Consider the following 13,252-nt stretch of genomic DNA (forward strand, 5'->3'; position numbering starts at 1 on the left):
ATGCTTATCCTTGTTGTCGAAGATCCCGCTTGTCACGCCGCCGTCATTTGCTCCAGCCAGCCCAGAATCCTGATCGCTTCGTCACGACTCTGCCCACATACCTCGGGTTCTGCCCGGAAGCCACCGCAAACTGCCGGACGCTCGGGCTTGCCGAACAGGTCGCAGAGATTTTCCGTGGTCAGGTGCAGGCAGCGCTCGCCTGCCGGCTTGCCTTCAGGCATGCGCGGCATCGGCGAACTGATGGATGGCGCGATGCAGCAGGCACCGCAACCCTCACGGCAATTCATGGCTATTCACCGACATCAGGACTCCCTGGAACAAAACGGGACGAACGTCCCTGGATAGTAACCGCTCAAACAGACGTTTGAAATTGCTGGCCGGATGAAATCTGCGATGACCCGGCAGTCAGTTACACGAAGCTACTGACGAAACTCGAAGTCGATCGCCGCCCCTTCTACATCGCGGCGGCTGTCGTTGCGCAACTGAAGCTGCATTTCGTTGTTGATCAGCCGACCATTGAGCTGGAAAGGGCTGTCATCGTCCTGGGGCTTCTCGCTGAACATTGCTGGCAGCAAAGGTTTGCGCCTGACCGGCGCCTTGCCGACATCCGGCTCGAGGTTCTTGACCATGTCGGCAGGCAAACTCAAGTCCAGCTTGGTCTCCGGCAGCGGCTGGCGAACCGCTTTGCTGATCGGTTTGTGAGCCGACCTGGCCTTGGACTTGGCCTGCGCTTCGCGCTTGACGGCAGGCTTGGCCGACTTGTTCGCCACCGGCTTGTGACTGACCTTGCCCTTCACCGCCGGCGCCTGACTTGCCGGCTGTGCAGCCTCGACCCCACCGACAGGCAGAAAAAGCGGCAGAACGCACAACGACAGGGCAAAGCAGCGCAACAGTTTCATGGATTCGACAGGCAGGCCGGAAAGGTGCGTATGCTCTCTGTTCCGCGAGCGCCTGACAAGCCTACAAAAGCGCGCTCGTCGTCTCCCTGCACAATTGCTGGGCCAACAACCCGAGCGTGATCACTGCCCGCTCGGCCTCCTTGTTCCACGGAATGCCGCAATTGAGCCGGATACAGTGGTTGAACTGCTCGGTATTACTGAAGATAAGGCCTGGCGCGATACTGATGCCCTGCTCCAGCGCTCGCACATGCAACTCCTGGGTATTGACCCGCCCCGGCAAGCTCACCCACAGAATGAAGCCGCCTGTCGGACGGGTCATCTGGGTGCCTTCGGGGAAGTGCTGCTGCACCGCCAGTTGGTAGGCACTGAGGTTCTTGCGATACTCCTGGCGGATATAGCGCAGGTGCCTGTCGTACCCGCCGTTTTCGAGGTAGGCCGCCACACCCATCTGGGTCACGCTGCAGGCCGAGTGCGTGGTGAAGGTTTGCAGGCGCTGGATCTCGTCCTGATAACGCCCCGCCACCATCCAGCCAACCCGCACACCCGGCGACAGCGTCTTGGAGAAACTCGAACAGTAGATAACCCGATCAAGCCTATCGAATGCCTTGAGCGCCTTGGTTCGCCCCTGCTCGAACATGAGTTCGCCATAGATGTCATCTTCGACGATCTGGATATCGAAATCGGACGCCAGGCGCAGGAGCTGTTTCTGCCGCTCCTCGGGCACCGTTCCGCCCAGGGGATTGCTCAAGCGTGCGGTCAGCACCAAGGCCTTGATCGACCATTGGTTGGCCGCCAGTTGCAGCGCCTCGAGGCTGATGCCAGTCGAGGGGTCGCTGGGAATTTCGATGACCTTCAACCCCAGCAGGTCCGCCAGCTGCAACAGACCATAGTAGGTCGGCGACTCGGCCGCGATCAGGTCGCCAGGCCGCGTCAGTACCCGCAGCGACATCTGCAGCGCATCCACGCAACCATGGGTGACGATGATCTCGCGCGGGTCGACCAGCACACCGGCATCACGCATGCGAATGGCGATCTGCCGACGCAGCGGCTCGAACCCTGGGCTGAACATGTAGCTGAACGCCCGGGGACTGTGGAAGCGGGTGACCTTGGCGATCTGCTGATGCAGGGCCCGAACCGGCAGGTAGTCGACATGGGGCACCGCTGCCCCGAAGGGGAACACGCCATCACGACGCGCCTCGGTCAGCACCTGCTGGATGATACTGGCACGGGTAACCAGCCCCGGACGCTCGACCCGTGCAATGTCTGGGGTCTGCGCCGTCAGTGCGGGGGTCTGGTGGACATAGTAGCCCGACTGCGGCCGGGCACGAATCAGGCCCTGGTCTTCGAGATTGGCATAAGCCTGCAGCACCGTGGCGTGACTGACGTTGAGCTGGGCGCTCATCTTGCGCACGGACGGCACGCGCTCACCCGGTTGATAGACACCGCGACGGATGTCATCGGCCAGTTGCTGGGCGATACGCTGATACAGCAGCAGGTTGGTCATGGCGATATCTCGACGCTCGGACGGGCTCGTTGTTCTTATGCTGCAATCTGGCAGCAGAGCATACCGTAACAGTTGCCAAGTGTACTGGGACAGATTGCAGAATAGCCAACATTACTGCGGTGTGACAGTGCCCCTGATCGCCGGCAAGCCGCCCCCACATGAGGGTCGACGTGCCAGCGATCAGATCAAAGGGTCAACGGGCGGGTGCCAACTTGCCTTTGTCATCGGAGAACACGATCTCGACGCGGCGGTTCTGCGCCCTACCCCGCTCCGACGCGTTAGCCTCGATCGGATACTGGTCGCCGTAGCCCAGCACTTCGAGGCGCTTCTCGTCGATGCCCAGATCGACCAGCATGTCGGCCACCGCCTGGGCACGATCGCGTGACAGCTTGAGATTGTCTTCCGGCGCTCCGGTGCTGTCGGTGTAACCTTCGATGCGCACCACGCGCCGCGGGTTCAGCTGCAGGAACTGGACCAGCTTGAGCACCGTGCGGCTGGCGGAGTTCTTCAGGTCGGCACGGCCGGTATCGAACAGCACGTCGCCCAACGTCATCACCAGGCCACGGTCGGCCTGCTCGGACGCCATTGCGGCAATCTGCGCCTCGACCCACTTGCCCTGCTGCTGAACGCTGGCGAGCTTGGCTTCGCGCAGGGCCAACTGAAGGCGCTGACGCTCCAGGTCGAGCTTGGCGATGCGCTCCTGGTTCAGTGCAAGCTTGGTGTGCTCGCGGGCGATTTCGCTATAGCGCTGGCTCAGGTAAGCGTAGTGACGCACATCGGCACCGGTGCCGATGTAGCTGGACAGCCGTTCGGCGCGGGCCAACGATTCACCGGCTCGGATCACGTCACGCGGTGCACTGCGCAGTACGTCGGAGTCATCCTTGACCTTCTGGAATGCCGAACTGGCTTCATCCAGCGCAACCTCGCTGCGATGGCTGGCACAACCTTGCAAGCCAGCAGACAACGCCAGCACCATCAGGACGGACACGGGCTTGAGGCGCATCATGGCTGCACCTCCAACTGCTTGCGCAGGCGCTTGACGCGCGACTGCAAGCGTTCGAGTTGCTCATCGCTTTTCTGGTTCAGCACCCGCGCCTCGGCCAAACGCGCATCCAGCTCGGATTGTTCGGCGCGCATGCGTGCATCGCGATAATCCTCGGTCAGCATGTTGGTCTTGGCGCGAGCCAACTTGTCTTCGGCCATCTTGAACTCTGGCACCTGCTCGGTAGCGCCAACGGCCTTGGCCTGCTCCAGCGCTTGCTCGGACAGACGCATCTGCTCATTGGGCGCCGGATCGTTGGCGCAGCCGGCCAAGCCAAGCATGGCCAGGGCAAGGATCAGTGGTTGGGTTCTCACGCAATCTTCCTACTGTTTGGGGGCATCCAGCGGCGCCTGCATCTGTACCTTCCAGCGCTCGACATTACGCTGTAGCACGGCCTCGGACGCACCGGAGATCGGCAATTCTGTCAGTTTTTTCGCTAATTGCCCACGCAGCCACGCGTCATTGCAGGCCGAGTTGTGAGACACGGCCAGATACAGCCCCGGGCGGTCCACCGGCAGCCCGCGTGCGATCAGGTCATTGCTCATGCCCAGGCTCTGGGCCATGGCCATTCCCGCGTAGCGACCCGCCAGCACATAGTCCACCTGCCCCAGCACCAACTTCTGGAATGCCTGGGTCAGGTTCTGCGCGGGCAGCAGCTTCAGTTGCGCCTTGGCGAAGGCTTCGAAGGCCGGCGTAAGCCGCGCCCGCTCCGACAGACCACCCTGGTACTGAGCAAGGTCGGCCGGGCCGTCAAACACCAGGCTGGCATCATGGCGGGTCCAGACCAGGTACTCATTGAGCTGCAAAGGGGGGTGGATGTAGTCGAGCGCTGTCAGCTGGCCGACCTGCATCGGCGTGTCGAGCAACAGGTCCATCCGGCCACTGCGCACCTCCTCCAGAGCCTGGTCGCGCTTGCCGGCATACAGCACCTCGAGTTTCACGCCGAGTTCGCTGGCCACCTGGCGCAACAGGTCGACGTTGGCACCGATCAGGTGTTCAGGGTCCTTTGGGTCCTGCCAGGAATACGGCGGCGCATCAGGGCTGCCGGTCGCCACCAGGCGCTCGCACTTGCCTGCCGCCATCGCCATCGGCGACAGCATCGCAACCATGCATGCCAGTATCGCGCGCGCTCCGCGAAGCCTCATCCTCTCTCCTTGCCTTGTTCTTGAGGGCCCACTTGCCCGCACCACCGGCACGCGCCCCCTGCAGGCGCCGGCCGGCGATAAGCCCGCAACGGGCATGAAAAAGCCCGACCCCCTCAACGAGGGCCGGGCTTCTTTATAAGTGAAGCAGCCGGATCAGACCAGCTTTTCCAGCTCTGGTACCGCTTCGAACAGGTCAGCGACCAGGCCGTAGTCGGCCACCTGGAAGATCGGCGCTTCTTCGTCCTTGTTGATCGCAACGATCACCTTGGAGTCTTTCATACCGGCCAGGTGCTGGATGGCACCGGAGATACCGACGGCGATGTACAGCTGCGGCGCGACGATCTTGCCGGTCTGGCCGACCTGCATGTCGTTCGGCACGAAGCCTGCGTCGACCGCGGCGCGCGAAGCACCGACAGCGGCGCCAAGCTTGTCGGCCAGGGCGTACAGGTGCTTGAAGTTGTCACCGTTGCCCATGCCACGGCCGCCGGATACGACGATCTTGGCAGCGGTCAGCTCTGGACGATCGGACTTGGCCAGCTCTTCGCCGACGAAGGCCGAGATACCGGCATTGTGAGCAGCCCCCACCGCCTCAACGGCAGCCGAGCCGCCTTCGGCGGCGACGGCGTCGAAGCCGGTGGTACGCACGGTGATGACTTTTACAGCAGCGCTCGATTGCACGGTGGCAATGGCGTTACCGGCGTAGATCGGACGCTTGAAGGTGTCGGCGGACTCGACCGAGATGATCTCGGAGATCTGGTCGACGTCCAGCAGCGCGGCAACGCGCGGCAGGATGTTCTTGCCGTTGGTGGTGGCTGGGGCCAGCACGTGGCTATAGCCTTTGGCCAGCTCGACGATCAGCGGCGCGACGTTCTCCGGCAGGACGTGGGCGTAGGCTGCGTTGTCAGCAACCAGCACCTTGGCCACGCCAGCGATCTTGGCGGCGGACTCGGCAACGCCACCGACATTCTGGCCAGCGACCAGTACGTGGATATCGCCACCGATCTTGGCGGCTGCGGCGACAGTGTTCAGGGTGGCCGGGGCTACGGCACCGTTTTCGTATTCAGCGACAACCAGGATAGTCATTTAGATTACCTTCGCTTCGTTCTTCAGCTTCTCGACCAGTTCGGCCACCGATTTGACCTTGATACCCGCGCTGCGGGCAGCAGGCGCTTCGACCTTCAGGGTCTTGTTGGTGGAGGCGATGGAGACGCCCAGCGCGTCTGGAGTAACGGTCTCCAGCGGCTTCTTCTTGGCCTTCATGATGTTCGGCAGCGACGCGTAACGTGGCTCGTTCAGGCGCAGGTCGGTGGTGACGATCGCCGGCAGGTTCAACGCGACGGTCTGCAGGCCGCCGTCGATTTCGCGGGTGACGTTCAGCTTGTCGCCAGCCACTTCCACCTTGGAGGCGAAGGTGCCCTGCGCGAAACCGGTCAGCGCGGCCAGCATCTGGCCGGTCTGGTTGTTGTCACTGTCGATGGCCTGTTTGCCGAGAATGACCAGCTGTGGCTGCTCTTTGTCGACAACGGCTTTCAGTGCCTTGGCCACGGCCAAGGAGTTCAGTTCGTCAGCTGCTTCGACCAGGATGGCACGGTCGGCACCCAGGGCCAGGGCGGTACGCAGTTGCTCCTGAGCAGTGCTCGGGCCGACGGAGACGACGACGATCTCGCTCGCAACGCCCTTTTCTTTCAGGCGCACGGCTTCTTCCACGGCGATTTCGCAGAAGGGGTTCATGGACATCTTGACGTTTGCAAGGTCGACGCCGGAGTTGTCCGCTTTGACGCGAACCTTGACGTTGTAGTCGACCACTCGTTTGACAGCTACAAGAACCTTCATGGATTCCTCGTTACTCTCCGGTGAATAGAATGTCGCCTGGGGCTTGCCCGGCGATTGCGCGTGGGTACAAGGGCACCTCTAAAAACGTTCCGGCTCGAGCGAACTTCACAGTGACCAATCAGTCCTGTTCAGACTGTTTCGGCAAAACCCGCGGGTCATTTTCTGTCGTGGCGTGTAGACTCCACTACAAAACGGGTTTCGGCCCGAAAACCTTGCTCTACGCCTGGCCTTTAGGGGTGCACCTGCGCCCGACGGTCAGCCTACGGCGAGCGTAAAACCGCTCGTATCTTGACCGTAACACCCAATCCGGTCAATACGGCAAATCGGCCACCCTCAAGCCGCGTTCCTGTGATTTTACTGGCCTGCGGCAAATTCAAACAAACGTTTGTATTGGACCCGCCAAGTGGTGTAGATATAATGCGCGGCCAAGACAAAACGGTGTAGTTCGTCATTCACGCGGCTACAGGGCTACAGACACCTGAACAGCCTCCCGTGACCACCCCCGCACCCAATAAGACAAAGCAACAGCACGAGCCTTGATGAGTAGGAGAGTACCAGTGGAACGCGAATACATGGAATTCGACGTGGTCATCGTCGGCGCCGGCCCGGCGGGCCTGTCCGCCGCCTGCCGCCTGAAGCAGAAGGCCGCCGAAGCCGGTAGCGAGATCAGCGTCTGCGTGGTCGAGAAAGGCTCCGAAGTCGGCGCCCACATCCTCTCCGGCGCGGTCTTCGAACCCCGCGCCCTGAACGAGCTGTTCCCCGACTGGAAAGCACTCGGCGCGCCACTGAACACCGAAGTGAAGCGTGACGATATCTATGTGCTCAAAGATGCCGGCAGCTCGACCAAGGTCCCTGACCTGTTCGTGCCTAAAACCATGCACAACCAGGGCAACTACATCATCTCCCTGGGCAACCTGTGCCGCTGGCTGGCCCAGCAGGCAGAGAACCTGGGCGTGGAAATCTACCCAGGCTTCGCCGCACAGGAAGCGCTGTTCGACGAAAACGGTGTGGTACGCGGCATCATCACTGGCGACCTGGGCGTCGACCGCGAAGGCAACCCCAAGGACGGCCTGTACACCCCAGGCATGGAACTGCGCGCCAAGTACACCCTGTTCGCCGAAGGTTGCCGCGGCCATATCGGCAAGCAGCTGATCAAGCGCTTCGACCTGGACAGCGAGTCCGACGTGCAGCATTACGGCATCGGCTTGAAGGAAATCTGGGAAATCGACCCCGCCAAGCACGAGCAGGGCCTGGTGGTGCACACCGCCGGCTGGCCGCTGGACGTGATGAGCAAGGACAACACCGGCGGCTCGTTCCTCTATCACCTGGAAAACAACCAGGTGGTGGTCGGCCTGATCGTCGACCTGTCCTACGCCAACCCGTACCTCTCGCCGTTCGATGAGTTCCAGCGCCTGAAGCATCACCCGGTGATGAGCCAATATCTCGAAGGCGGCAAACGCATCAGCTACGGCGCCCGCGCCATCTGCAAAGGCGGCTTCAACTCGCTGCCCAAGATGGTGTTCAACGGTGGCGCGCTGATCGGCTGCGACCTGGGCACCCTGAACTTCGCCAAGATCAAGGGCAGCCACACCGCCATGAAGTCGGGCATGCTCGCTGCCGAGGCAGTTGCCGACGCACTGATCGCCGGCAGTGAAGGCGGTGACCAGCTCAACGGTTATGTCAGCGCCTTCAAAGCCAGCTGGCTCTACGAAGAGCTGTTCGCCAGCCGCAACTTCGGCCCGGCCATGCACAAGTTCGGGCCGATCCTGGGCGCGGCGTTCAACTATGTCGATCAGAACTGGTTCGGCGGCAAGCTGCCGTTCACCCTGCACGACACCAAGCCGGACTACGCCTGCCTCAAGCTCGCCGCCGATTCGCAGAAGATCGACTATCCGAAACCCGACGGCAAGCTCAGCTTCGACAAGCTCAGCTCGGTATTCCTCTCCAGCACCAACCATGAAGAGGAGCAACCTTGCCACCTGAAGCTGACCGATCCGAACGTACCGATCGCCAACAACCTGCCACTGTACGACGAACCGGCGCAGCGCTACTGCCCGGCCGGCGTATACGAAGTGGTCACCCAGGAAGACGGCAACAAGCGCTTCCAGATCAACGCGCAGAACTGCGTGCACTGCAAGACCTGCGACATCAAGGACCCGGCCCAGAACATCACTTGGGTCACGCCTGAAGGCGCTGGCGGGCCGAACTACCCGAACATGTAAGCCCTGCCCCCGAGGCAGGAAAAAGCCCCCTGGCCGCGTGGCCCGGGGGCTTTTTCGTTGTGCCCGGAGGCAATCATTCCGCCTGCTTGCCGCTGTGGAACGCGACCGTCGTCCGCGTGGTATCCAGCCCCAATTGGGCAAGTCGCTCGCGCACATGGGCGAGGCATGCACCGCCATCCGGCACATAGTGCCCCGACGCATCGTTGATCATTCCCAGGATATCGTGGACCGCCACGCCCGCCCCCATGCGGACGATCGTCATTTCACCCGCGCATACCACGGGGGCGCCCATACCCAGCTGGCTGTGAGTGATGTAATGAGCCCGAGGCGCCGCCTTGTCCCAGCGCTTTACGATAATGCTCCCCTGTGGCGTGTACACCCAGGTGTAGGAGTCGTTTGCCGTGTTGGGCTCAAGATAAACAGGACGCTGGCCGACCAGCTCGAACCCCAGCACCCTACCGTCCTGCTCACCGATCAACTGGCAAACTCCTTCGATGTTCGAGACGTCGTAGCTGCGCCAGTACAGCCAGTCGCTCAGCAGGGGTCGCCAAGTGACCGGGTACGTACGCCCGGTAAAATCCAGCGGTGTCTCCTTGCCCTTCAAGCGCCAGTCCAACCAGTTCACGACGCCCTTCCAACTCGCCCCTCTCGCCGGCAGCAGCCAAGGGCTTTCGGCAACCAGTAGCCGGTTGGACAGTTCATCGTTGACCACCAGATCCAGAGATTGCATGCGCCACGCAGGCCCGTACCCTTCGCCGCTCACTTGGTACAGCTCGACACTGTGGAGCTCATCGGCAACCAGCTGACGCCCCGCGAACATGCTCGACAGATCGACATCGACCTGAAGCAATGAGCCACGATCGAAGTTGCGTGCCAGCAATTGCCGGTGCGCGCTGCCGTTGACGGAAAAATACACAGCATCACTGGTCCCGGACCTCAAGTCATTGGAGACCTGCACATGAATGGCCAGCGTGCTGATACGCAACGCGCTGCCCCTGTTACGCCTCGTCTGCCCCGGCATTTGCACCTGCCATAGCCCCTCTGGTGACTCTGCCACGTGTGCCTGAAGCCATACATCGCCATTGCCGGGGTCGGCGCACAAAGCGCGTTTCTCTTCGCCATAGAACAACACGCCTCGGGCGGACAAGTGCCAGCGGTCTCCGTCCTGCGCGGCAGGTTTGCAGCGCACGCCCAGGCCCAGTACCTGTTGGGTGGCAACATGGGTCAGCTCGCCATCCTGATACATCCACTGCATCGCCAGCGGATCGGGCAAGGCGGCAACGCGAACCCCTGACTCGTCCGCCATCAGAAAATCGCGCCCATTGCGCAGACAGAAAGGAATGCCAACCGGCATTCCTTCCAGTGAGGTCTCACGGCCTACTCTGCCATCGAGTCCGTCGAGCAGAAGATGCGAGATCTCGACCTTGCGCGCTTTCTCATCGACCAGCACCCAGGCAACACCGCTTGGCGCCGCTTGAATGTCCATGACATGCCGAAAATGAGGCAACGGATGCGCGCCGGTCAGTTGCTCCCCGTCACCGTAGACAACCAGCCAGGCAGCGTCGTGATGCTCGTTGTCGTCGAACACGCAGCCAAGGCTGTTGTTGCCCCAGGTGATTACGGGCGTAACGGCTTGCTCGAAGTCGCCATCAGGCCCCGGGGCATCATGGTGCGTTCCTGAAAAGAGCATGGTCGCCGGAATGGGCGGCAGCTGACGGCGCGTCAGCCATTTCACATGAAATCCGTACATGGCGCCTGTTTCCTGAAATGTGGATGCGGGAGCAATCTACATTCATGTACAGTCGCCTTCTGTGCGCCTTGTAGCCTTGATTTGCGTGAACCGTTGGCACCGGCTGTAGGCTGTTGCAGGCCGACTCAGGGTGTCCTTATCTCTTCGAACAATTCTGGGCGACGATCGAGCAGTTTGAATAGCTCGATGAGTGCAACCGGTGGCCGCATCTTGCCATTTTCCCAACGGGAAAATGCGTGCACCCGCCACCCTAGACCGCGTGTGCAGTCATCGCTGAACAAATCAGGAATGACCGTGGATTCTGCCTCGATGCCCCTGCTCCTCTAGGCTCATTTGTCAGCGCACATGACCGGCATAGGCTCGACGGCGAACGCCAAGGGCTCGCGACGCCCGAAATACAACGCGGTGAGCAATCCGACGGTGCCCATGATCAGACAAAAGCCGACACACACCCACGGGCTCCACGGCATCAGCGCGATCAATGCCAGCGGCGTGGTACTGGCCCACAGGGCATAGGCGACGTTATAGGTGAAGGAAATACCCGACACGCGGATCTGCGCCGGGAATAATCCGACCATGATCGACGGCACCACCCCCACCACGCCACAGCAAAGCCCTGCCAGCGCATAGGCGGCCCACACCGCGCCCCATTGCCCCACCAGGCTTGCGTACAGCACGCCGACACCCAATGGCAGCAACAGGCTGTAGACCATCAGCGCACGCCAGCCACCCAACCGGTCGACCAACAGCCCCGCCATCACGCAGCCTATATTGAGAAAGACGATGCCCACGCTGCTCAAGGCGAAGGTATGCCCGGCACTCATGCCGAAACGCTGCTGCATCACGGTCGGGGTGATCACCACCAGCACCACCACCGCCGAGGTCAGCACGCAGGTCAGCAATGCCGCCGGGATCAGCGCACGGCTATGCTCTGCCAGCACCCGTCGCAGCGGGAAGGCCACTGGCTGCTCCTGGCGCTCGCGCAGGGCCAGAAACACCGGGGTTTCACTCAGCCAGCGACGCAGCCACACGCCGATCACACCGAACACGCCACCCAGCAGGAACGGATAACGCCAGGCGTAATCGAGGATTTCCTGCGCGGTGAAGACCTGCGCCAGCAAGGTTGCGGTCAAGGCACCCAGCAGGTAGCCAAAGGTCAGCCCGGCCTGCAGGAAGCCCAGTGCATATCCCCGTCGCCCTGGCGGGGCGTGCTCGGCGACGAAAGTCCAGGCACTGGGCACCTCGCCTCCCACCGCGGCCCCCTGCAGGATGCGCAGCGCCAGCAGAATGAGTGGGGCGGCGTAGCCGATGTCGGCGTAGGTCGGCATCACACCGATCAACAGGCACGGCAGGGCCATCATCAGGATGCTCAGGCTGAACACCCGCTTGCGGCCCAGATGGTCGGCAAAATGCGCCATGAGAATCCCACCCAGCGGGCGGGCCAGGTAACCGGTCACGAAGATCCCGAAGCTTTGCAGCAAGCGCAGCCATTGCGGCATTTCCGGTGGGAAGAACAGCTGGCTCAGGGTCAACGCGAAGAACACGAAGATGATGAAATCGTAGATCTCCAGGGCGCCGCCCAGTGCCGCCAGACCCAGGGTCCGGTGGTCGCTGCGGCTGAACCGGGGCGCAGGAGCGGTGTGGTTGGCAGTCATGGCAGGGGTCCGCAAATCGGCAAAGGGCAAGAGGATAGCAAATGCTTACCCTTGGGTACCCCTTCAGGTTCAATGGGTCCGGCTGAATACGGTCGACGGGAAATGCTGGCGAGCGCGCGGAAACGCCAGATGGCTGGCGACGCTCGAAGGCAGGCCAAGCTTGCCGACCAACACTGGCGCATCGATGATCGCCATGAAAGAACCCAGCGCTTCGTCGTCCGGCACCTGGGGCAGGCTGATGCTGACCGCCTGGCGCTCGGCCGGCGGCACGTCTGGAACCGTCACAGACTGTGAGTGATAGAGCAAGGCGTGCTGAATCTGTGCGTTGACCCGGCAAAAGCGCTCAAGGTCGACCCCGCAGTGACTACCCAACTCGATATTGCCGACCAACAGGTTGAAAGGTTGCAGCGCGCACTGCACCAGGCGCTGCAGCTCTTCGAAGCTTTGCACCGGCGCGATCCGGAAATAGCCCAGGCCATTGAGCAGTCGCTCAAGGTGCAAGCGCTGGCTGGGGTGCTCGTCGGCGATAAGGATGCGCATCGTTTTGTTGGGCATCATCGGACCTGGGCAGTTAGCTAGTTAAGGGAAACTCCCTGACCAAACTGCGCCGACGAGGCAACTGCCGAAACCATGAATTCGGCAGGGTCTTCATTGATAGTTGTCGGGAACTTTCCAGAAATCAAGTTGCCGCGTACAGAATTTTCATTCGTGTTTCACCGGCTTTTCACTATTCCCATTGCCGCATGCGCAAGCGGCAATGCTTCATGGCGTTGACGATATGTTTTTCCACCATGCTTCGGGAAACGCCCAGCCGCTCGGCGATCTGCTGGTGTGAAAGGCCCTCGAGCTTGCGCAACAGGAAGCTGTCGCGGCAAGGCTTGCTCAATTCGTCCAGGGCCCTTTGCATCAGTGCCAGGCGCTGATCGAGCTGCATTTCCTGGGACGGTGCCTGAATGTGCCAGCGCTCGTCGCTGTCCAGCACGTCCAAGGGTTCGGCCTGGCGCACACGCTGACGCCGATGACGGTCTACCACCAGGTTGAGCGCGGTCCGGTACAGGAAGGCGCGCGGATGCTCGATCTGCTGCGCGTCGGTGCGCTCCAGTACCCGCAGGTAGGCATCGTGGGCAACGTCCTCCGCCGCCTGGCGACTGCCAAGGCGTGCGGAAAGGAAACTCACCAGTTCACGATAGTAATGTTCCACA

The 13,252-nt window shown here is 61.7% G+C and carries 14 protein-coding genes; 1 reads left to right on the forward strand and 13 read right to left on the reverse strand.

Going from position 1 to position 13,252, the window contains the following annotated elements; genetic code table 11:
- Positions 1-32: 32 nt before the first annotated feature.
- The 8 genes from IF103_RS15830 to IF103_RS15865 all read right to left on the reverse strand — a co-directional run bounded on the left by IF103_RS15830 (position 33) and on the right by IF103_RS15865 (position 6,423).
- Positions 33-287, reverse strand: coding sequence for a YkgJ family cysteine cluster protein (locus IF103_RS15830; RefSeq protein ID WP_023381361.1), 255 nt, complete (start codon positions 285-287; stop codon positions 33-35).
- A 132-nt stretch (positions 288-419) separates the two neighbouring features.
- On the reverse strand, positions 420-899 hold the full coding sequence (locus tag IF103_RS15835; RefSeq protein ID WP_023381362.1) for a hypothetical protein: 480 nt from the start codon (positions 897-899) through the stop codon (positions 420-422).
- A 61-nt stretch (positions 900-960) separates the two neighbouring features.
- Positions 961-2,403: an aminotransferase-like domain-containing protein gene (locus IF103_RS15840; protein WP_023381363.1), complete on the reverse strand. Its 1,443-nt coding sequence runs from the start codon at positions 2,401-2,403 to the stop codon at positions 961-963.
- A gap of 193 nt (positions 2,404-2,596) precedes the next feature.
- Entirely contained in the window at positions 2,597-3,409 is an 813-nt protein-coding gene (locus IF103_RS15845; protein ID WP_023381364.1) for an OmpA family protein, read from the reverse strand.
- Positions 3,406-3,759: a DUF4398 domain-containing protein gene (locus IF103_RS15850; RefSeq protein WP_023381365.1), complete on the reverse strand. Its 354-nt coding sequence runs from the start codon at positions 3,757-3,759 to the stop codon at positions 3,406-3,408. The genes IF103_RS15845 and IF103_RS15850 overlap by 4 nt, the downstream gene beginning before the upstream one ends.
- 9 nt (positions 3,760-3,768) lie before the next feature.
- Positions 3,769-4,590 (reverse strand): substrate-binding periplasmic protein, encoded by an 822-nt coding sequence (locus IF103_RS15855; RefSeq protein ID WP_027908203.1) that lies wholly within the window; start codon positions 4,588-4,590, stop codon positions 3,769-3,771.
- A 153-nt stretch (positions 4,591-4,743) separates the two neighbouring features.
- On the reverse strand, positions 4,744-5,673 hold the full coding sequence (locus tag IF103_RS15860) for an electron transfer flavoprotein subunit alpha/FixB family protein (protein ID WP_023381367.1): 930 nt from the start codon (positions 5,671-5,673) through the stop codon (positions 4,744-4,746).
- Positions 5,674-6,423, reverse strand: coding sequence for an electron transfer flavoprotein subunit beta/FixA family protein (locus IF103_RS15865; RefSeq protein WP_023381368.1), 750 nt, complete (start codon positions 6,421-6,423; stop codon positions 5,674-5,676).
- A 557-nt stretch (positions 6,424-6,980) separates the two neighbouring features.
- On the opposite strand from IF103_RS15865, the gene IF103_RS15870 reads away from it, so the two are divergent.
- Complete coding sequence (locus IF103_RS15870) at positions 6,981-8,645, forward strand: electron transfer flavoprotein-ubiquinone oxidoreductase (protein WP_023381369.1); 1,665 nt, start codon at positions 6,981-6,983, stop codon at positions 8,643-8,645.
- Positions 8,646-8,718: 73 nt separating this feature from the next.
- Here IF103_RS15870 and IF103_RS15875 read toward each other — a convergent pair whose 3' ends face one another.
- The 5 genes from IF103_RS15875 to IF103_RS15895 all read right to left on the reverse strand — a co-directional run bounded on the left by IF103_RS15875 (position 8,719) and on the right by IF103_RS15895 (position 13,251).
- Complete coding sequence (locus IF103_RS15875) at positions 8,719-10,395, reverse strand: hypothetical protein (protein WP_023381370.1); 1,677 nt, start codon at positions 10,393-10,395, stop codon at positions 8,719-8,721.
- Between the two features lie 125 nt (positions 10,396-10,520).
- Complete coding sequence (locus IF103_RS24930; protein WP_252189445.1) at positions 10,521-10,604, reverse strand: type II toxin-antitoxin system MqsA family antitoxin; 84 nt, start codon at positions 10,602-10,604, stop codon at positions 10,521-10,523.
- A gap of 120 nt (positions 10,605-10,724) precedes the next feature.
- Positions 10,725-12,050, reverse strand: a complete 1,326-nt coding sequence (locus IF103_RS15885; protein ID WP_023381371.1) for an MFS transporter — start codon at positions 12,048-12,050, stop codon at positions 10,725-10,727.
- A 69-nt stretch (positions 12,051-12,119) separates the two neighbouring features.
- Positions 12,120-12,605 carry a response regulator gene (locus IF103_RS15890; RefSeq protein ID WP_023381372.1) on the reverse strand — a complete coding sequence of 162 codons (486 nt, stop codon included), beginning with the start codon at positions 12,603-12,605 and terminating at the stop codon, positions 12,120-12,122.
- A gap of 172 nt (positions 12,606-12,777) precedes the next feature.
- On the reverse strand, positions 12,778-13,251 hold the full coding sequence (locus IF103_RS15895) for a sigma-70 family RNA polymerase sigma factor (protein ID WP_023381373.1): 474 nt from the start codon (positions 13,249-13,251) through the stop codon (positions 12,778-12,780).
- Position 13,252 lies beyond the last annotated feature (1 nt).

Source organism: Pseudomonas sp. SK2 (genome assembly GCF_016772395.1).
Taxonomy (GTDB): Bacteria; Pseudomonadota; Gammaproteobacteria; order Pseudomonadales; family Pseudomonadaceae; genus Aquipseudomonas; species Aquipseudomonas taiwanensis.